Consider the following 19,037-nt stretch of genomic DNA (forward strand, 5'->3'; position numbering starts at 1 on the left):
TCATGCCAACCGTCTCCAACCACATCGATGGCACCCAGGTCCACCACGCCGTCCAGGCCGGCCAGATCCGTGACATCCACTTCCATCCCGCCGGGCCGCCACGGCAAGTTCCCCGACAACTCACCGCGGTCACCGGGGTGTTCACCGACCGCGAGCACGACGTCGCCGCCCTGGACAAGCTACTCTCCGACCTGCCGGAAGGCACCGCTCCAGTGATCGCGATCACCGGGCCCGGCGGGGTCGGCAAGAGCGCCCTGGTCTCGCACTGGGGCCGCCGACACGCCGATCGCTACCGGGACGGACAGCTACTCGTCCAGCTGCGCGCGGGAGGCGTCGACGGTCCGACACCGGCTGCCGAGACCGTCCGCTCGCTACTTCGCGGTCTCGGAGACCGCGACGTGGATCAACTCCCCTGGCACGAGTCGGACTTGCGCGCGCTTTGGCGGTCCATCGCCGCCACCCGACGGCTGCTGGTGGTATTGGACGACGTCGCCACCGCCGACCAAGTGGTGCCTCTGATCCCCGCCACCAGTGCGTGCCTGGTCGTCGTCACCAGCCGCTCGCCGCTGCCCGCACTCGCCACTCTCGGTGCTCACCATCATCACCTGGGCCCGCTCGCGCCCGTCCACGCCATCCAGCTGCTCGGCCGAATCCTCGGCGAGGGCCGGGTGCGCGCCGAGCCGGCCGCCGCCGAGGCGCTCGCTCGCGCCTGCGAGGGCAGCCCGTTGGCCCTGGGGCTGGCCGCCGGCGCGTTCGTCCTCACCCCCACACGTTCGCTCGCCTCCCACCCCGCGCTCACTGCAACCGACTTGGAGAGTCTCCCCATGACCACCGCCGTCGCCCTCGCCTCGCTGCCCGAGCCCGAAGCGCGCTTACTCCGGCTCGCCGCGCTGATCCCCGCGCCGGATCTCGACCACCTCACCGTGGCCGCCGCCACCGCGACTCCCGCCACCGACACCCTTCAGCTGCTGCACGAACTCGCGGCCCGGAACCTCTTGGACCACACCGGCCGCCGGCCCGTGCGCGGCGACGTCTACAGCATCCGAGCCCACGTCCGCGAGCTGATCCGCGACCAGGCCGACGACCGGCGGCTCGTAGTGCAGCGCTACCTCGACCACCTGATCGCCACCGCCCAGGGCACCGTCCAGCGCCTCACCCCGCACCACCGCGTCCTGCCACGCCAACACCGCCACCACCCTGCCGAGCCGGTGCACATCACCGACGACCGCACCGCGCTGGACTGGCTGGAGGCCATCGCCCCCGCCGTCCTGCCCGCCCTCACGGCCGCCCGCACCCTCGGCGAGCACCAGGCCGCCACGGTCCTGGCCCACGACCTGTGGCCCCTGTTCCACCGCCTGCGGCGAACCGACCTGAGCCTCACCTGCCACAAGCTGGGCCTCGACTCCGCCCGAATCTGGGGCCACCCCCTGGCCGTCTACGAGATGACCACCACCCTGGCCATCTCACACAAACGCACCGGAGAACACGAGGACACTCTCCGGTTCTACGAGGAAAGCCGAACTCTCGCCACCGAGGAGCAGGACCCCGTCCGCATCGCCCAGTGCACCGCCGGCATCGGCGCCACCCTGTACGAGGCCGAACAGTTCGCCACCGCCGAGCCCGAACTCACCCGCGCCATCGAGCTCTACGCCGACCTCGACGACCGGCGCGGCGCCGGCCTCGCCGAGATCCTCCTCGGCTCCGCCGCCGCCCGCCAGGGCAACACCGACCTCGGCATCCCGCTGCTCCAGCAGGCCGTCGCCGACCTCGAATCGCTCACCCCGCCCGACCCGCTGAACGTGGCCCGGGCGAAGGTCTTCCTGGGCGAGGCCCAGTCCCTGGCCGGCGAACACGACGTCGCGGCGGGCACCATCAACACCGCCGTGCAGAAGTTCGTGCGCCTCGGCCACCGCCACTGGGCGGCCTACGGCATCGAGTTCCTCGGACAGGCCGCGGAACGCGGCAACCTGCCCGCACTCGCCGCCAGCTGGTACGCCGCCAGCCAGGACCAGTACCGGAACCTGGGCAGCAGCCGCGACGTGGAACGCCTGCAGAGTCGGCTGCTCGCGCTACTGCCCGAGTGACCCTCGCTCACCGCCCCGCTGCCCGCCCGCTCCGCACGCTGAGCGACGCCCCACCACACCGTCAAGATGGTTCAGCTCAGAGCTCAGGAATGTGAATCGCCATGCTCATCGTCGCCGCGCTGCCAGGTCGGAGGTCAGGCCGCTATCTCGGCCCGCAGCCGCGCCAAGGCGTCGCCCGCACGCTCCCGGACCTCGGGCAGGCTGCGACCGGCCCGCACGACGCGCTGGAGCTGGTGCGGCAGGTGGTGAAGGGTCGCCCCGTCGACCGCCGCGCCGAGCTGCTGCGCCGCTCCGGTGGAATCCCCCTTCTGCAGCAGCACCTCGCCTGCGGTGATCGCCGCGATGATCCGCCACTGGGAGGTCGCCGCGAGTCCGGCGACGGGCGCGCGGTCGAGCTGCCGGACGGCCTCCGCGACCCGGCCCGTGCTCATGAGACCCCGGAGGCGGACCTCGTGGAGGGTGAACTCGGAGAACAGGGCGGTGGGCGCCGCCTCGTCCAGGAGACGGTGACCCTCCTCGATCGCGGTGTCGAAGACGAGGGCGTTGCCTGCGGCCCCGGCGGCGCGGGCGAGCAGGACGATCGCCTCGGCGCGTTCGGTGGCGGTGCGAGCGGTGTCACGGGCCTGCCCGAGCCGGTCCAGCGCCCGCAGGTGCAACCCTGCTTTGCGGAGCTCGTTGCCGTGGTGGCGCAGGGCGTTGGCGTGCAGGCCGGGGTCGCCCAGGCGCCGGGCGACGTTCAGGCCCTTGCCGGTCCAGCGGGCGGCGGTGGCCAGGCGCTCCTCCGGCAGGACATGGCCGAGGGCGACGCCGAGGCCGACGCGGGCCCGGGCGAGCAGGCACAAGGTGTCGAGGTCGGCGTGGCCGTCGGCGGTGCGGGCCTCCAGGCGGGCGACCAACGGCCACAGTTCCGCGACGGCAGTGGTGGCCTGGCCGGCCTGGCGGGCGATCTCGGCCAGGCGCAGCACGGATTCGGCGAGCTGGATCACGAGTTGGTGGTCCCCGTCGGCGTCGTCGGTGATGCCGAGGCAGTGTGGCGGGAGGCCGAGGCGTTCGGCGATGTGGCGCAGGGCGCCCAGGTCGGTGATGGTGCGCGAGCCGGTCTCGATGCGGGAGACGTAGCTGGTGGAGTAGCCGAGGACGTCGGCGAGCTCTTGTTGCGGCAGTGCGTGGAGTTCGCGGTAGAGCTGGAGGATCTCGGGCAGGGCGCGGCGGCGCAGGATGTCCTGGGCTCTGGGGGTGGTCCAGTGCCAGCGGATGCCGCTGTGGGGGTCGATCCGGGTCACCGGTCAGGCCTGGTGGTGCAGTTCGTACCAGCGGGCGATGGAGTCCTTGTAGCCCTGCGGCATGGCCAGGCCGGGTACCTCGTCGCGGTGGAAGAGGCCGGCTTCCTTGTGTTCGTGGCTCACGACCGGGGCCTGGTGTGCGTCGGTGGCGGTGCAGCCGTAGGTGACGATGAAGACCTGTCGGCCGGGGATCGGTTCGTACATCCACACGTCCAGCAGGGGGCCGGCGGTGGCCGTCCAGCCGCTCTCCTCGTGGATCTCGGTGACAACCCGCTCTTCGGGGGTCTCGGTGCCCTCCAGTTTCCCGCCGGGCAGCTCCCACTCCTGGCGTTCGTTCTTCAGCAGCAGCACCCGCCGCTGCGGGTCGAGGACGACGCCCTTGATGGAGATCGGGAAGGCCTTTGGCACGTAGGGCTGTTCAGTCTCGTTCATCGCTTCTTCCGAGGCACGCAGACGGGCACGGGCCTGTCGAAGGTAGCAGTCGCGGGTCTCCGCGATGCCCCACGGTGCGGTGATCGCGCTTTGACAATCTGTCACTTTTCATCGGGCGGGTGGGGCGTGGAGAGTGTGTCGCCTCCCACCCACTCGGTCCCACGAGGGAGCTTCACCATGCCGTCGTTCAACACCAGTGGCATCAGCGGAGACGACTTCGTCACGGGCGGACTTGACGGAGCGGCGCGCGAGCAGGCCGGTGAGGTGTTGCGTGAGGACGGCCTGCTGAGGCTCGCCAGGTTGGGCGGTCGGGACGATGTGCTCGTCGCGACCGGCCGGTTGATGTCCTCGTTGTGGCAACACCGGGATGCCGACCCGGACGGGTTGACCGTCATCCGCGACACCGGCCGCCGCAGCGGGCGGCCGGGCTTCGCGGGCCTGGGGCGCGGCGCGCTGGCTCTGCACACCGAGTGCGCGCAGCACTCGGATCCGCCCCGTCTGCTTCTGCTGGCGTGTGCGCGGGCCGGCGACGCGGGAGGTGAGAGCCTGCTGGTGGACGGCCGGGCCGTCCTCGCCGAGCTGGCCGCGCACCACCCCGCCGTCATCGAGGCATTCTCCGCGGAGCGGGCCGCGTACTTCGGCGGGTCGAGTGGCCACTTCGCCTCGGTGTTTCAGCAACTGCCCGCCGGGTGGTGGCGGTTGCGACTGCGGCAGGACGGCCTGGCCCGGTTCTCCCCCGACGCCCAGGCCCACCTGCCCGCCCTGCGCCAGGCCATCGAACGGAACACTCACCGACTTCGGCTGGCCCCCGGGCAGGGCGTCGTGCTGGACAACCACCGTCTGCTGCACGGCCGCACCGCGTTCTCGGGCGAGCGGCTGATACTGCGCGCGCTGGGCGAGCCGCACCCCACGCTCGGTCTCGGTCCCGGCTTCCGCCAGCCGTGGTCCCCCACCAGCCTCTCCACCCCGCACGGGGGCGCCCACGCCGCAGAGTCCGTCGAACTGCCCGCCCCCGCCGGGCAGTCGGCCGTCGAATCGCGGCGCTGCCGACCCATCGACTCCTGGTGATGCGGGGCGCACCCGCGCCCCGGCTCCAGGCACCCGCAAGGGAAACCCTCAAGGAGGAGCCACGATGGCTCAGATGATCCCGGCCGAGACCAAGGCCACCACGGCCGTCGTCGTCGGCGACGAGTTCGACCTCGACGTGCGCACCGTCGAGACCACCGACGCGGCCAGTCTGCAGGTCCTCACCGACGACGGCTGCGGCTCCACCTGCGGCGCCTGCACCACCGGCGTGCACTGACCTCCCCGGGCGGTTCCCCGGGACCTGTTCCCGGGGAACCACCCGCCCCCGCCCCATCTCCGAATCCCGAGGTCCGCAGCGATGCGCCCACCCAACCCCAAGGCCGCCTACCGCGCCGCCGACGTGGCGCTCGTACGCGCCGTCGCCCGCCCCGACCTGCGAGTGCCGGCCTGGCCCGACCTCTCGGCCGCCGGACCTGCCGAGGCCCTCCAGCAGGCACAGTGGCTGCGGGCCCTGTGGGCCGACGACCACCTCGCCCGCGCCCTTGAACTGGCCAGCCTGGCCCTCTCCGATCGCGTTGCCCAGTTGCTCGGCCACTCGCAACCCGCCCCGCGCGAAGTGCGGCGTGCCGCGCTCTCCACCGCCCGCTACCTCCTGCGCGCGGCCGGCCGCGCCACCCCGTTCGGACGCTTCGCGGGTGTGCAGGCGGCATCATTCGGACCGTCCTGCACGGTGCGCTGGGGCGACCGGCACCGCACTGTCACCAGTGCCTCGGAGTCCCTGCTCGCACAGGCCGTCGGTCTGTTGGAGTGCCGCCCCGCCGTACTGGCACTCCTGAACGTGACGGCAAACAACACCGTCCAGGTACGGGGCGATCGACTCGTCGTCCCCCATCGACCGGTCCCCCGGGCCGGCGGCAACACGACCACGGCCGAGACGACACTACGACACAACCGTCCCGTCGCCTTCGCCCTCTCCGCCGCCCGTCTCCCGCTCCGCTTCCGGGACTTGGCCGAAGCCGTCCACACCGAGCTCCCCGCCGCATCGGCCGAACAGGTCACCGGCCTCCTGTCCGAGCTCGTCGCCCAGCGAGTGCTCATCACGAACCTGCACGCTCCGGCGACCGACCCCGACCCGCTCGGGCACCTCCTCACGGTCTTGTCGAAGATCAGCGCCGAGCACGTCCCCGAGGCAGCCGAGATCCTGACGGACCTCCGGACCGCCGGCAGTCGTCCTTCGGTGGCCGCCGTCGACCTTCGACTGGACGCCGACCTGGTCCTCCCCCGTTCGGTGGCTGACGAGGCCGCCCGAGCCGCCCACCTACTGGCCCGGCTCAGTGCCGCGCCCAACGGCACGGCAGCATGGCGGGCCTACCACCAGCGCTTCTACGAGCGCTACGGCCGCGGCACCCTGGTCCCGCTGCTCGACATGCTGGCCGACAGCGGAATCGGCTGGCCCGACGGCTACCCCGGTGCCCGGCCCGTCGAGAAGCCGCGCTTCGACGAGCGCGACGAGTTGCTCGCCGCGCTCGCCCAGCGAGCCGCTCTCGACGGCGCGCGTGAGGTCGTCCTCGACGAAGCGCTGTTGGCCTCCCTCCAGCTGGGCCCGGACGAACCCCGCCTTCCTCCGCACCTGGAGGTCATCACCCGCGTCCACGCCCGCAGTCGGGAGACGCTCGGCCGGGGCGAGTTCCGGTTGGAGGTGGTCTCGGTGTCCCGGGCCGCCGGCGTCTCGGTCGGCCGTTTCCTCCATCTCCTCGAACCCGAGAACCGGACTGCCTTCACCACCCTGCTGGCAAACCTCCCGACGATGGACGAGCACACCGTCACCACCCAGCTTTCCTTCCCCCCGCTGGACGCGTCCAGCCGGCACGTCGCCCGCAGCGTCGCCACCGGCCAGCTGGTGATCAGCCTCGCCGAACACCGCCCCGTCTCCGAAGGCGTCCTCGGCCCGCAGGACCTGGCGGTGGGCTGCGATGGGCGGCGCATGTACCTGGCGGCACCGGCGCTCGGTGTGAGGATCGAGGCCGCCGTCACCCACGCCCTCAACCTCCGCCACCACACCCCGCCGCTCGCCCGGCTGATCACCGAGCTGTCCCGCGCCCAGGCCGCACAGGTCACCCGATTCGACTGGGGTTCGCTCCACGCACTGCCCTTCCGGCCTCGGCTGCGGCACCGGCGGGTCATCCTCTCCCCCGCCATCTGGCGCCTCACCGCCGCCGAACTTCCCTCCGACGACGCCTCGCAGCGACGGTGGGATGAGGCCCTCACATCGTGGGCGGAGCGGCGCCGAGCCCCGCGGCACGTGATGCTGGCCGCCGACAGCCAGGGCCTGCCGCTCGACCTCGACCACCCCGGCCACCTCGCCCTGCTCCGCGACCACCTCCGCTCCGCCCCGCACGCTGTCCTGGTCGAGGAGCCCGAGCCTGCCGGCCTCGGCTGGGCAGGCGGTCGAGCCCACGAGATCGTCGTTCCCGTCACCGTCACCCGGGCGCCGGCGTGGCCGCGCCTGCCCAAGCCCACCCCGGGCCGAGTCATGCGGCGGGGCCACGGCGAAGCGCCAGGCACCTCCCGCGTGCTGCTCGCATCCCTCTACGGCGACCTGGAACGCCAGGACACCCTCCTCGCCCGCCACCTACCCGACCTCCTGGAGCGGCTCGGCAACCCGAAGTGGTGGTTCGTCCGCTTCCGTGACCCGCGCCACCACCTGCGGTTGCGCATCGCCCTGCCCGAGCCAGCCGCTTTCGGGCCCGCCGCCACCGTGATCAGCACCTGGACCTCCGACCTCAACCAAGCCGGACTGCTCGCGGAGGTCGTGTACCCCACCTCATACCCGGAGACCGGCCGGTGGGGCGAAGGACCCGCTTGGGCGGCAGCAGAGGAAGTCTTCCGCGCGGACTCCGCCACCGTCCTCACTCAGCTCTCCCAGCCCACGCTGCCCGACCGGCAGGCGCTGCTCGCAGCCCACGCCATCGCCATCACAGCAGGGTTCGCCGGCTCGGCCACTGCCGGGCTGCACTGGCTCGTCGACAACGTCCCCTCCCAGGCACCGGCCGCCGTCCCACGACCCGTGTTCCGCGAGGCCGTACGCCTGGCCGATCCGGCACACAACTGGGCTGCCCTTCGTGCCGAGCCCACCAGTGCCGCAATCCTGGGCGCCTGGCCCGTACGCCATCAGGCGCTCGACGCCTACCGCCGTTTCTTCCCCAGCCCGCACACCGAAGGTGTGCAGGCGGACGACGTTCTCGGGTCCCTCCTCCACTGCTCCTTCGTCCGGGCACACCGCATCGACTTCGACGACGAAGCCCAGGTCCTCTACCTGGCGCGCGCCGCCGCCCTCGCCCGCCTCTCCCGGGACGGTGACCGATGACCACCCCACACCCCGCTCTCCGTCTGTCCGACCGGATCGCCGAGCTGCTCACCAACCCCGAGGCCGTGCCGCCCGCCTGGTCGTCCCGTCCGCAGTGGCGCCAGTCCCTCGCGCATGGCGCCCCCGGCATCGCTCTGCTCCACATCGAACGCGCCGCCACCGACCGAGGCCCGTGGGAACCGGTCCGCGCCTGGCTGTCCGTCGCCGCCGCGACCCCGGTGACGAGCGGCGCCGAGAGCTACCTGTACTACGGTGCGCCGGCGCTCGCGCACGCCCTCGCCTGCACCGCGCAGGCCCGGCCAGGCTCCTACCAGCGTGCCCTCGTCCACCTCGACCAGGTCGTGGCGGACGACGCGATGCGGCGCTGCGACGCAGCCCTCGCCCGGTTCGACCACGGCGACCTGCCGCTGCTCGCGGAGTTTGATGCCATCCGGGGCCTGGCCGGCATCGGCTCCGTACTTCTGGGTCGGTCGCCCGGCGGCGAGGCCATCCGTCGGGTCCTGGACTGTTTGGTCCGCCTCACCGACGACGTCAAGCACGACAGCCGAACGCTGCCGGGCTGGTGGACGCTGGTCGGGCCCTCCGGCAGGCCGGATGAGCGGTTCCCGGGCGGGCACGCCAACACCGGCGTGGCACACGGCATCGCAGGCCCCCTGGCACTGCTCGCCCTGGCCCTGCGCCTCGGCATCGAGGTTGACGGCCAGCGCGAAGCGATCCGCACCACCCTGGCCTGGCTGGAGCGCTGGCGCGAAAACCACGCCTGGCCGTACTGGATCACCCCCGCCCACCTGGACGACGCCGGGCACAGGCGGCCGCTGCCGCCCCAGCGGCCGAGCTGGTGCTACGGCACCGCCGGAATCGCGCGCGCCCAGCAGCTCGCCGCCCTCGCCCTCGGCGACCACCACCTGCGCAACGACGCCGAACAAGCCCTCACCACTGCGCTGGCGGACCCGAAGGCTCTCGCCGCGATCACCGACCTGTCGGTCTGCCACGGCTACGCCGGTCTCGCCCACATCGCCCACCGCGCCGCCACCGACGCCCTCCCCCGCAACGCGGACCGCCTGCACTCCGCCACCTCCCTGCTCCTCGACACCGCCCACCCGCCCCGCACCGACCCCGACGTGCAAGCCCGCTTCCTCCTCACCACAGCGGGGCCCGCCTTCCTGGAGGGCGCGGCCGGCACCGCCCTCGCCCTACTCGCCCCCGCCGCCGGCACCACCCCCGCAACCAGCTGGGACGCCTGCCTCCTGACCTCCTGACCAAGGACTCCTTCGATGACCACCGGCTGGATCCAGCACGACCTCGCCTTCACCAACCCCGCCACCGTCGAACAGATCACCGCCCACCACCTGACCCCCGTCCTCGCCCACGCCCAGAACTCCGGCGCGCTGGAGGACTGGTGGTACATGCGCAAGAAGGGGCTGCGGCTGCGCTACCGCGCCGCCGCCTCCGCCCCCGTCGTCACCGCACTCCTGGACACGCTCGTCGAGACGGGACTCGTCAAGGGCTGGGCCACCGCGGTCTACGAGCCGGAGACCGAGGCATTCGGCGGCCCCGAGGCCATGGAGATCACCCACCAGCTCTTCCACACCGACAGCCGGCACCTGATGGCCCGTGCCGCCAAGCCCGACCCGCCTGCACTCCGCAGCACCGAGGCCTTCGTCGTCCTCGTCTCCGCCATGCTCCGCTCCGCCGGCCTCGACTGGTACGAACAGGGCGACGTCTGGGCCAAGTTCGCTGCCGAACGCCCCGCGCCGCCCGCCCTCGCACCCGAACGCGCCGCCGCCCTGACCGCCGCGATGCGCCGCCTCATGACCGTGGACACCCGCCGACTCTCCCGCCCCGGTGAACCGCTCGCCGGGCACGCCGGCTGGGTCGACGCCTTCGAGGAGACCGGACAGGACCTCGTCCGTCTCGCACGGGACGGCCTTCTCACCCGCGGACTGCGCGCCGTCCTCGCCCACCTGATGATCTTCCACGCCAACCGAGCTGGATTACCGGTCGAGCACCAATCCGCAGCCGCCGCACGCGCGTTGGACGCCGTCTTCCATTCCGGCGAGGGCCCCACGCCCTCGCAGCCCACCATCCGCACAACCACTAGGGTCGCCCACGTGACTACTCTCAGCAACAACGCTTCCATCCTCGTCGACCAGCTGCGCGACAGCCTCACCGACCGACTGATCGACCAGGACGCCATCCGCTCCGACGCGGTCGAGGCCGCCTTCCGCACCGTCGCCCGCGAGCACTTCCTGCCCGGCTTCCCCCTGGAGGCCGCCTACGCGGACAACCCCACCTACACCAAGACTGATGGGTCCGGCACCCAGATCAGCGCCGCCTCCCAACCCGCCATCGTCGCCCTGATGCTGGAGCAGCTCGGCGCCCAGCCCGGCCAGCGCGTCTTCGAGGCCGGGGCCGGGACCGGAGTCAACGCCGCCTACCTGGCCAGCATCGTCGGCCCCGACGGGCACGTGGTCACCGTCGATGTGGACGACGACCTCGTCGACGGCGCCCGCAAGCACCTCACGGACGCTGGGCTCACCAACGTCGACGTGGTCCTCGGCGACGGCGCGCTCGGCCACCCCGACGCCGCCCCGTTCGACCGCGTGATCGCCACGGTGAGCACCAGCGAGATGCCCGCCGCCTGGCTCCGACAGGTCAAGCCCACCGGGCGGATCGTCCTGCCCCTGCGCCTGCGCGGCACCGCCTCACGCACCATCGCCTTCGAGCGCGGCGAGAACGGCTGGGTGTCGGTCGACGACCAGCTCGCCGTCTTCATGCCGCTGCGCGGCAGCATGGACGACGCCCGCCGCACCGTCACCCTCACCCACGAAGGCGACGTCATCCTCCAGGTCCACAAGGACCAGCACGACGCCGTCGACGCCGACCTGCTGCTCGGTGTCCTCGACACCGAACGCCACTGCGTCTGGACCGGCGTCACCATCCCGGCCGGCACCACCTACGAGTACCAGGACCTGTGGCTGGCCCTCACCCTGCCCAACTCCCTGATGCGCATGGGCGTGACCGGCACTGCCCGTGAACGCAGCATCACCCCCATGTTCGGCTGGGGTGCCATGGCCACCGTGGACGCCGGCTCTCTCGCCTACCTCACCCTGCGCCCCGGCGAGCTCGACACCGACGGCCGCAAGACCTACGAGACCGGCGTCATCGGCCACGGCCCAGCCGGCGCCGCCCTCGCCGACCTCGTCGCCGAGCAGATCCGCACCTGGAACACCGGCTTCCGCGACCGGACCCTGCGCATCGAACTCCCCAACGCCCCCACCACCGCGGACCCGACCGCCGGCCGCTTCGTTCTGGACCGCCCCCACCACCCCATCACCGTCACCTGGGAGTAGCCCGCGTGCACCCGACCGGACCGATCGCCCAGCGCTTCCCACTGGTCGCCCGCCACCGGCCCGCGTGCCTGCCCCTCGACGCCCGTGTCGGCCGGCTCTCCGAGCTGGCCGACACGGCCTCCTGGCAGAACGACCCGGGCCTCGCCTCCACCGTCTTCAACCAGGCCGCCCTCCTCGCCTCCGACCTCGACCTACCCGCCTACGCCCGCGAGCTCTGCCACCGCCACGCCGCCCTCTACCTCACCCGCGGCCCGCTCCCCGCCACGAGCGCCATCCGCGGCCTGGAGCCGATCGTCAACCTCGCCCGCCTCCACATCCGCGCCGGCCGCCACCAACGCGGCCACCAACTCCTCCTCGACCTCTACCGCGCCGTCACCACCGCCACCGAGACGACGCTCGACGGCATCACCATCCCCGCCCACCTCGCCGAGACCGACCAGCAGCGTCACGAAGTCCGCCAGTGGCTATGGCGGGTCGTCATCGCCGACGGAACCCGCGCCCTCACCACCACCGGCCACTGGACAGACGCCCTGCGCCACATCGAGGAGCACCACGGCATCGGCCAGCGCATCCTCGACGGCCGCCAAGTCGCCGTCCTCGCCTACGCCACCACCGGCGATCTGCCTGGCGCCCTCAGCGTGCTGGCAGCCACCGAGCCCGGCGAGCCCTGGGAGAACGCCGTCACCGCCGTCCTCACCGCCCTGTGCCGCCCCGGTGACCAGTACGCCACCGAGACCGCGATCGCCCACTGCCTCGCCTACGAACCGGACGAGGGCCTGGCCTTGTTCACCACCCGCCTCGCCCTCACCACCCTCGACATATGCGCCCCGAACACTCGCTCCGCCCGAGCCCTCGCACGCCACCTGAGCATCCGAACCGCCGAGTCCGGCGACGGCTATGCACTCCGGGACCTCCTCACCGACCCTGCCGCCCTCGCCCACCTCCACGCTGCTCAGGTAGACCCCCTCAAGGAGTCCCTGAGGGCCTTCGCCTTGAACTCCGGCACCCTTTCACCACACCTCAGAGCCATCCTGGAGCACACGCTCTCCTTCGCAAGAACGGTTCTGGAAGCCTCCTCACTCGACCCGGCTGCCCCCAGAGGAGGAGGCACCCCGATCGGACGCCGGGGCTTGAATGAGCTCTATATTTCAAGGTGAGACGAGGTGCATGGCCAGGGCCGCCATCGCGTCGGGTCCGGCCTGCGCTGGCCGCTCTGAGGTCACGCGCGGCCCGTCCCCGCCGACGTTGAAGAGGTCACCCCAGTTGAGCCGTGCAGCCCTGCGGACGGCGTCGTTCTCGCACCGACCGGCATTTGAACGGACCTTCCCTCCCCCTCCGTGCCTCACGCAAAGACTCGACGACCAGTCGTTGCGGGCCGGGCAACGGGCGATGCACCCACCATCTGTATACGAGGCGACCTGCTGGAACCTGGACAGGATGTCGGCGATCTGCACGTTCACTCTCGGATGTTTGAGCGCCGAGGAACGCACGTGCAGAGCCAAGGAGCCCGGTAGCCTTGTGCTCTACAGCCTTGGGGGAGTGATGACAGAGAACTGGATTCATGGATCGTCTGTCCAGAACGCCGTCCAGGCGGATGTCATCAACGGAGGGGTTCACCTTGGGAGAGAAGCCGAAGACGATAAAATGCGCAATGCATACAAGGATGTTTACGAAGTAACGCACCGACTCCTAATGGCTTCCGGTTCAGCCATCCGCCACATGGGCTTCATGCCCCAAGCGGTCCGGACGGAGTGGCCGGAAGATTTTCAGCTCGCACTGAGCAACTGCGTCCCGGCCTACCTGAAATACGAGGCCGACCTAAAGCTTTTCTCTCGCGAAGAGGTCTGGCAGATTTTCCGAGAAATTCGGCTTGCAGTGATGGAGATTCAGTTCATCGCATCGCCAAGGCTTGGATACTCGACTCATAGCGACATACAGATGCTCGCTGTTTGTGTGCCGGCGCTGAAAGAGACCCTTGATCGGTACGCCGCGGCAATTCGGGCAACATTTGAAGCTGCAATGATGCCCCATCAGGGATGGGGCATGGCGAATGTTGAGAGTTTCGGCAGCACCCGTCGATCCGTTCGGCGAAGAAATGCTCCTAAGAACTGACACCGCTTGAGCCATGTCGCCCTTATGGAAGTCGATGGAACAGCACGTCGGGTCCGGGGCATGATTCCGACATGGAACGAGTCATTGATCTTGACGAAGTGGCTGCGAAGGTGGCTGCTCGGACGCCGGGGTGGCGGGCCGCTGGCTTGGTGGTGGGTCAGGTGACCTGGCGCGACCATTCAGCGCCCTGGACTCAGCGGTTTGTGACGGACAGGTCGCTGGTGAACGATCCCGACTCGATTGGCGTGATCGTTTCGGGCCCGGCGGAGGCTGAGCTGTCGGTGGTGCTGTTCCGTGGCGGCTGGGCCGATGTCGACTACTTCGACGGCATGGACAACGCCGGCGCCCTTCCGGCCTCGGGTATCGCGTCAGCCCGGGAGTTTGGCGTCCGGCTCGACGGCTGGGTGGCCCGTGTATTCGGTCCACCTTCCTGTTCGGGTGAATTGAGCCTGTGCAGTGGCCTTCCTCGGCACCTGTCGGCTGGAGCCGAGGAAGGCCCCGCTCCTGGGGATCGCGGCACTCCCAAACTGCTGTTGATGGAACAGCTTTGGACTCCCCACAAACACCAATGGCCATTGGCCGAAGCAGAGGAGGGTCCGCGTCTTCGCAGTTCATGACCATCAAGCAGACCACAAAGCACCGAACACGTCCGTTCAGTGGGTCCACCACGAGGCGCCTAAGGTCGACCTCGTCCCGTACCGCTTCAGGCGTGGCAACCGACGCCCACGCCTGGACGGCCGGGTTCAGCCTCGCGCGGGGTGGGTGAGGGCGTCCCAGGCGGCGTAGCCGCCGAGGAGGTCGGAGACGTCGGTGTGGCCGTGGTGGCGCAGGAGGCTGGCGGCGATGGAGGAGCGGTGGCCGCCGGCGCAGTGGACGACCAGGGGGCGGTCGGTGGGGATCTCGTCCAGGCGGGCGGGGAGTTCGGCCAGGGCGATGTGCAGGGATCCTTCGACGAAGCCTCCTTCGCGCTCGCCGCAGGTGCGCACGTCCAGGACGGTGGGGGGCTGCTCACCGTCGAGTGCGGTGCGCAGCTGGTCGGCGGTGAGACGGCTGGCGGGGGTGAGGTCGTCGGCGAGGGCGGGCAGGGCGCCCGCGGGGTTGCGCAGGTAGCCGGCGATGTGGTCGAAGCCGATGCGGGCGAGGCGGGTGACGACCTCGTTCTCGCGGTCCTGCGGGGCGATGATCGCGATGGTGCTGTCGGGGGTGAGGACGGTGCCGGCCTGTTCGGCGAAGCGGCCGTCGAGGGGGACGTTGATGGCGCCTCGGATGTGTCCGGCACCGAAGTCCTGGGGGTTGCGGGCGTCGAGGACGACGGCGCCTGCGGTACGGGCCTCCCTGAAGCCTTCGGGGCACAGCAGACGGGCGGCGTTGGCCCGGTCGAAGAGCTCGCGCTCGCGGCGGTTGAGGTCGGCGTCGTGGCCGAAGTAGGCGGGGGCGGCGGACTGGCCGGCGGTGACGAGGCGGACGAACTCGTCCTGGTCCATCGGCTGGCAGGCGTAGTTGGTGCGGCGCTGCGCTCCGATCGTGGACTGCTTCTCGGTGGAGAGGTTCTTGCCGCAGGCCGAGCCGGCGCCGTGGGCGGGGAAGACCAGGGTCTCGTCGGGCAGGCCCATCAGCTTGCGGTGCACGCTGTCGTACAGCATGGCGCCGAGTTCCTCGGCGGTGACGCCGACGGAGGCGAGCAGGTCGGGACGGCCGACGTCGCCGACGAACAGCGCGTCGCCGGTGAGCACGCCGTACGGGACGGCGTCGTCAGGCTGCTCGAAGACCACGACGCTGATCGACTCCGGGGTGTGCCCGGGGGTCTCCATGATCTCCAGGGTGACGTCGCCGAGCTCGATCCGCTCGCCGTCCGCGAGCTTGCGGATCGGGTACTCGGTCTCCGCCCGCCGCCCGTACCCGATCCACGCGCCGGTGCGGTCGGCCAGTTCGAGGTGGCCCGCCAGGAAGTCGGCGTGGAAGTGCGTGTTGATGACACCGACGACGGTCAGGCCGCGCGCCGTGGCGTCAGCAAGGTACTCGTCGACATCCCGGCGAGGGTCGACGATCACGGCCTGGCCGCTGGTCTCATCGGCGATCAGGTAGGACGCCTGGGAGAGACAGTCGAGGTAGTACTGGCTGAAGATCACGGGGTTGTCTCCTTCGTTGGGGTCTGAGCAGCCGGCCACACACTCCAGCATACCCAGGGGGGTATTTATTTCGACAGGCGAACCTGCTCGAAGCGCTCGCCTCTTGTGCTCTATCACGCGACGACGGTGCGACCGAACCGCCCTTCTCCCCCGATATTCGGGCTCCGTGAACGTGGTTGATCACCCCAGGAGGAGCCCGTGTCCGAGCAGTTCATGAGCGCCAAGCAGGCCGCCGAATACCTGAACATGTCCGTCGCATGGGTATACCGGGAAGCGCCGCGGGTGGGACTCATTCCCTACCGGTTCGGCAGTGGTCGGAACGCGAAGCTTCAGTTCAAGGTGTCGGAGGTACAGGCGTGGGTCAGGCAGCAGCGACTGTCCGGCTCGTAAGACCTGCCCTGCACGCGAGGGGTCCGCCGGTACAGGGCGGGCCCCTCGCGCGATTTACGCGGCCAGGCCGAGGTCGAGGAGCTGCGCCGCGCGACTGATCGAGCCGGGCATCAGGTGTCGGTAGATCTTGAAGGTGATCTCGATGTTGCGGTGGCCCATCCACTCCGCGACATCGGTGATCGGGATCCCGCGACTGAGGCAGTTCGACGCGAAGAAGTGGCGCAACCCGTAGAGCACCATGCCCTCGGGGATGTCGAAGTGTCCACGTGCTTTGATCCTTTGCCACTGGTTGTAGATGGTGTGGTGCGGCATGGCCTGGCTGATGTCCTTCGGGCTGCGCAGGAGGTAGCCGTCCACGGTCCCGTACGTGTCCGCGTACCACTCGATGGCGTGCTTGGTACGCGCCGGCAGCGGTACGTCGCGGTACTCGCCGACCTTGCGGTGCTTCAGGCGGGCATAGGTCTTGGTCGCCTGGTTGACCTGCTCGGTGACGCGGTAGACGTCGTCGGCGACGATGTTGTTGATGTTGACGGCGTACGCCTCGCCGTTGCGCAGCCCACAGCCGCTCATGACTTCGGCGACCAGCCGGAAGGCGTCGTCGCCGGCGTTCCGGATCTCCTGAAGTTGACCGATGGAGGGGATCACCACACGCTCAGGGTCGTACTGAGGAGGCTGGACGCCGAGCAGCGGGCTGTCCTCGTAGAGGCCGAGCCTGTGCGCGTCCAGCAGGATCACCTTCAGCCTGACGAAGGCGTTGGTTTGGGCAGCCAGGCCGACACCGTTCCGCTCCATGGTCTCGATGAACGCTTCCACGACCTTGTGGTCGAAGGTGCCCATGCGGCGACTGCCGAAGGCCGGAAGGAGGTGGTTCTTCAGGATGGAGTCGATGTTCCGCAGCGAGGTCGGACTCTGATGGCGCTGGCCTTTCCGCCACTCGGCGGCGTAGGCCGAGAACGCCATCCCGCCGTACTGCTTGATGCGGTCCGCCTTTCGCTGGCTCTGCGGTGCGTTCTTCCGCGCGTGGTAGACCTCGGCGAGCCGGGTCTTGGCCTTGTCCTGGCTGGCGAAGCCGGACTCCTCCGTCTGCCGCCCCGCTGCGTTGCGGTACCTGATCTTGTACTCGTGCGGGCACTTGCTCCATCGGGACTCCGGGTGCTCGCACTCCTTGAAGAAGCTGCCCATGCCGCGGGTGAGGCCTGTCGTCGCCATCTGGTGGTTCCTCCGGGAATCTTGCTGACCCTTTGCTGACCCCGGATGGTCGATCATGCCCCTGAGCTGGGCAGAAACGTCAGACTCGTGATAACTGGGCGAAGTACACGGGGAACCTCCTGGGCGGCGCCGGGCGCCTCGGCGTGATCTCGATACCCCCACCGGTATATGTGCCAGCATACGGCCCCACGGTCGGTACGGGGTGGGGTATCGCCGAACGAGGTCGATAATACCCCCCGGGGTACTATGGTGGACAGTGCGCGGGTCCGGTCGTCGCCGTCGGAGACGGGCGACACCGAGGAGGCCCCCACGCCTTCGCCCCCTCGGCGGCCCGGTCCACACCACACCATCGGAGAACCGCATGCCCCCACTGCCGCCCAACCCCGGGCAGACCACCCCCACCCAGGCCCACCAGCTCGCCCGCGCCGGCGCAGCCGTCCTGCTCGACGTCCGGGAGCGCGGCGAGTTCACGGCCGGCCACGCCCCCGGCGCCCTCCACCTGCCGCTGATCGCGCTGGCCGCCCGCGAACCGCTGCCGCCCGAGGCGGGCGGACGGCTCGTCCTGGCGATCTGCCACTCGGGCAACCGTTCCGCACGGGCGGCGCAGCTGCTCGCCGAACGCGGCGTCGAGGTGCTGAACGTCGTCGGCGGCATGGCCGCCTGGGAGCGGGCCGGACTACCGGTCACCATGCCAGGCGGCAGCAGCAGCAGCGGCGACAGCGACAGCGTCGGAGACTCCGGGGGCTCCAGGGCCGCCGGGGACGCGATATGACCGCGCTGCTCCTGGCGCTGGCCGCCGGGGCCGTGGTCGGCCTCGCCCTCGGCGGCCTCGGCGGGGGCGGCAGCATGCTCGCCGTCCCCGCGCTGGTCTACCTGCTCGGCTTCAGTCCGGCGCTGGCCACCACGGCCGCCCTGGTGATCGTCGCCGCGACCTCGCTGACCGGCCTGCTCGCGCACGCCCGGGCGGGCCGGGTCCGCTGGCGCACCGGCACGCTGTTCGCCGCCGCCGGGTTGCCCGCCGCCACGGCCGGCGGGGCGCTCTCGGCACACCTGCCCGGGGCGCTGCTGACCGGCGCGTTCGCGGTGCTGGCCGGGCTGGCCGCCTGGCGGATGCTGGTGCCGCCGAAGGCCGCCCCGCAGGAACGTTCCGCCGCCGGGTGGGGCCGCTCGACGGCGACCGGCGCCGGGCTCGGCGCGGTCACCGGGTTGCTGGGCGTCGGGGGCGGGTTCCTCGCCGTCCCCGCGCTGGTCTCGGTGCTCGCCTTCACCATGGCCGAGGCGGTGGGCACCAGCCTGCTGCTGATCACCGCCAACGCGCTGGCCGCGCTGCTGCCCCGCCTCGGCGCGACCGGCGCCATCGACTGGGCCGTGGCCGCCCCCTTCACCGGGGCCGCGATCCTCGGCGCCTGGGACGGCAAGCGGCTCGCCGACCGGCTCAGCGGACGCGCCCTGCAACGGGCCTTCGCGTTCGCCCTGCTCGGCGTGGCCGCGCTGATGCTGGTCACCGCCCTGCGCTGACGCCGGGCGGGCCCCGGCTCCCGGCACGCGAACCCGGAGGACGAGTGCGGACGAGTCCGGCGGGTGGCAGCCGGCCGTGCGCCGACCGTTGACGCGACTCGGATAGGCATGTGACATTGCACATGTCACGCGGC

Annotated in this window: 16 protein-coding genes; 12 read left to right on the forward strand and 4 right to left on the reverse strand. The window is 70.9% G+C overall.

What is annotated here, in order from left to right:
* The first annotated feature begins 2 nt into the window (after nucleotides 1-2).
* Entirely contained in the window at nucleotides 3-2,084 is a 2,082-nt protein-coding gene (locus ACIQVZ_RS35965) for an NB-ARC domain-containing protein (RefSeq protein ID WP_402456014.1), read from the forward strand.
* 134 nt (nucleotides 2,085-2,218) lie between these two features.
* On the opposite strand, the gene ACIQVZ_RS35970 is transcribed toward ACIQVZ_RS35965, so the two are convergent.
* Complete coding sequence (locus ACIQVZ_RS35970) at nucleotides 2,219-3,367, reverse strand: helix-turn-helix domain-containing protein (RefSeq protein WP_402456016.1); 1,149 nt, start codon at nucleotides 3,365-3,367, stop codon at nucleotides 2,219-2,221.
* Nucleotides 3,368-3,370: 3 nt separating this feature from the next.
* Nucleotides 3,371-3,799, reverse strand: a complete 429-nt coding sequence (locus tag ACIQVZ_RS35975) for an NUDIX domain-containing protein (protein WP_402456018.1) — start codon at nucleotides 3,797-3,799, stop codon at nucleotides 3,371-3,373.
* A gap of 177 nt (nucleotides 3,800-3,976) precedes the next feature.
* Between ACIQVZ_RS35975 and ACIQVZ_RS35980 the strand changes: the two genes are divergently transcribed.
* From ACIQVZ_RS35980 to ACIQVZ_RS36015, 8 genes are all read left to right on the forward strand, one after another.
* Nucleotides 3,977-4,867 (forward strand): TauD/TfdA family dioxygenase, encoded by an 891-nt coding sequence (locus ACIQVZ_RS35980; RefSeq protein ID WP_402456020.1) that lies wholly within the window; start codon nucleotides 3,977-3,979, stop codon nucleotides 4,865-4,867.
* A gap of 64 nt (nucleotides 4,868-4,931) precedes the next feature.
* On the forward strand, nucleotides 4,932-5,102 hold the full coding sequence (locus tag ACIQVZ_RS35985; protein ID WP_402456022.1) for an FxLD family lanthipeptide: 171 nt from the start codon (nucleotides 4,932-4,934) through the stop codon (nucleotides 5,100-5,102).
* Nucleotides 5,103-5,183: 81 nt separating this feature from the next.
* Nucleotides 5,184-8,192, forward strand: coding sequence for a lantibiotic dehydratase (locus ACIQVZ_RS35990; RefSeq protein ID WP_402456024.1), 3,009 nt, complete (start codon nucleotides 5,184-5,186; stop codon nucleotides 8,190-8,192).
* Complete coding sequence (locus ACIQVZ_RS35995; protein ID WP_402456026.1) at nucleotides 8,189-9,451, forward strand: lanthionine synthetase C family protein; 1,263 nt, start codon at nucleotides 8,189-8,191, stop codon at nucleotides 9,449-9,451. Before ACIQVZ_RS35990 ends, ACIQVZ_RS35995 begins: the two co-directional genes overlap by 4 nt.
* Before the next feature lie 15 nt (nucleotides 9,452-9,466).
* Complete coding sequence (fxlM, locus tag ACIQVZ_RS36000; RefSeq protein ID WP_402456028.1) at nucleotides 9,467-11,545, forward strand: methyltransferase, FxLD system; 2,079 nt, start codon at nucleotides 9,467-9,469, stop codon at nucleotides 11,543-11,545.
* Between the two features lie 5 nt (nucleotides 11,546-11,550).
* Nucleotides 11,551-12,702, forward strand: coding sequence for a hypothetical protein (locus ACIQVZ_RS36005; RefSeq protein WP_402456030.1), 1,152 nt, complete (start codon nucleotides 11,551-11,553; stop codon nucleotides 12,700-12,702).
* A gap of 361 nt (nucleotides 12,703-13,063) precedes the next feature.
* Nucleotides 13,064-13,657, forward strand: a complete 594-nt coding sequence (locus ACIQVZ_RS36010; protein ID WP_402456032.1) for a hypothetical protein — start codon at nucleotides 13,064-13,066, stop codon at nucleotides 13,655-13,657.
* 71 nt (nucleotides 13,658-13,728) lie between these two features.
* The gene (locus ACIQVZ_RS36015; protein ID WP_402456034.1) at nucleotides 13,729-14,274 is read left to right on the forward strand and encodes a hypothetical protein; all 546 of its coding nucleotides are present in this window, start codon (nucleotides 13,729-13,731) and stop codon (nucleotides 14,272-14,274) included.
* Nucleotides 14,275-14,400: 126 nt separating this feature from the next.
* Here the strand turns inward: ACIQVZ_RS36015 and ACIQVZ_RS36020 are convergent, their stop codons facing one another.
* Nucleotides 14,401-15,786 (reverse strand): rhodanese-like domain-containing protein, encoded by a 1,386-nt coding sequence (locus ACIQVZ_RS36020; protein WP_402456036.1) that lies wholly within the window; start codon nucleotides 15,784-15,786, stop codon nucleotides 14,401-14,403.
* 198 nt (nucleotides 15,787-15,984) lie between these two features.
* Between ACIQVZ_RS36020 and ACIQVZ_RS36025 the strand changes: the two genes are divergently transcribed.
* Entirely contained in the window at nucleotides 15,985-16,176 is a 192-nt protein-coding gene (locus tag ACIQVZ_RS36025) for a helix-turn-helix transcriptional regulator (protein ID WP_402456038.1), read from the forward strand.
* Nucleotides 16,177-16,230: 54 nt separating this feature from the next.
* Here the strand turns inward: ACIQVZ_RS36025 and ACIQVZ_RS36030 are convergent, their stop codons facing one another.
* Complete coding sequence (locus ACIQVZ_RS36030; protein WP_402456039.1) at nucleotides 16,231-17,385, reverse strand: tyrosine-type recombinase/integrase; 1,155 nt, start codon at nucleotides 17,383-17,385, stop codon at nucleotides 16,231-16,233.
* Nucleotides 17,386-17,746: 361 nt separating this feature from the next.
* On the opposite strand from ACIQVZ_RS36030, the gene ACIQVZ_RS36035 reads away from it, so the two are divergent.
* Nucleotides 17,747-18,157, forward strand: coding sequence for a rhodanese-like domain-containing protein (locus ACIQVZ_RS36035; protein WP_402456041.1), 411 nt, complete (start codon nucleotides 17,747-17,749; stop codon nucleotides 18,155-18,157).
* Nucleotides 18,154-18,903, forward strand: a complete 750-nt coding sequence (locus ACIQVZ_RS36040; RefSeq protein WP_402456043.1) for a sulfite exporter TauE/SafE family protein — start codon at nucleotides 18,154-18,156, stop codon at nucleotides 18,901-18,903. The genes ACIQVZ_RS36035 and ACIQVZ_RS36040 overlap by 4 nt, the downstream gene beginning before the upstream one ends.
* Nucleotides 18,904-19,037 lie beyond the last annotated feature (134 nt).

Source organism: Kitasatospora sp. NPDC098663 (assembly GCF_044760075.1).
GTDB lineage: Bacteria > Actinomycetota > Actinomycetes > Streptomycetales > Streptomycetaceae > Kitasatospora.

What these genes read in the sequence shown, in the direction of transcription:
- ACIQVZ_RS35995 (WP_402456026.1), top strand. Translation starts at nt 8,189, where the DNA reads ATGACCACCCCACACCCCGCTCTCCGTCTGTCCGACCGGATCGCCGAG.
- fxlM (WP_402456028.1), top strand. Translation starts at nt 9,467, where the DNA reads ATGACCACCGGCTGGATCCAGCACGACCTCGCCTTCACCAACCCCGCC.
- ACIQVZ_RS35975 (WP_402456018.1), bottom strand. Translation starts at nt 3,799, where the DNA reads ATGAACGAGACTGAACAGCCCTACGTGCCAAAGGCCTTCCCGATCTCC.
- ACIQVZ_RS35990 (WP_402456024.1), top strand. Translation starts at nt 5,184, where the DNA reads ATGCGCCCACCCAACCCCAAGGCCGCCTACCGCGCCGCCGACGTGGCG.
- ACIQVZ_RS36035 (WP_402456041.1), top strand. Translation starts at nt 17,747, where the DNA reads ATGCCCCCACTGCCGCCCAACCCCGGGCAGACCACCCCCACCCAGGCC.
- ACIQVZ_RS36015 (WP_402456034.1), top strand. Translation starts at nt 13,729, where the DNA reads ATGGAACGAGTCATTGATCTTGACGAAGTGGCTGCGAAGGTGGCTGCT.
- ACIQVZ_RS36040 (WP_402456043.1), top strand. Translation starts at nt 18,154, where the DNA reads ATGACCGCGCTGCTCCTGGCGCTGGCCGCCGGGGCCGTGGTCGGCCTC.
- ACIQVZ_RS35965 (WP_402456014.1), top strand. Translation starts at nt 3, where the DNA reads ATGCCAACCGTCTCCAACCACATCGATGGCACCCAGGTCCACCACGCC.
- ACIQVZ_RS35980 (WP_402456020.1), top strand. Translation starts at nt 3,977, where the DNA reads ATGCCGTCGTTCAACACCAGTGGCATCAGCGGAGACGACTTCGTCACG.
- ACIQVZ_RS35985 (WP_402456022.1), top strand. Translation starts at nt 4,932, where the DNA reads ATGGCTCAGATGATCCCGGCCGAGACCAAGGCCACCACGGCCGTCGTC.
- ACIQVZ_RS36030 (WP_402456039.1), bottom strand. Translation starts at nt 17,385, where the DNA reads ATGGCGACGACAGGCCTCACCCGCGGCATGGGCAGCTTCTTCAAGGAG.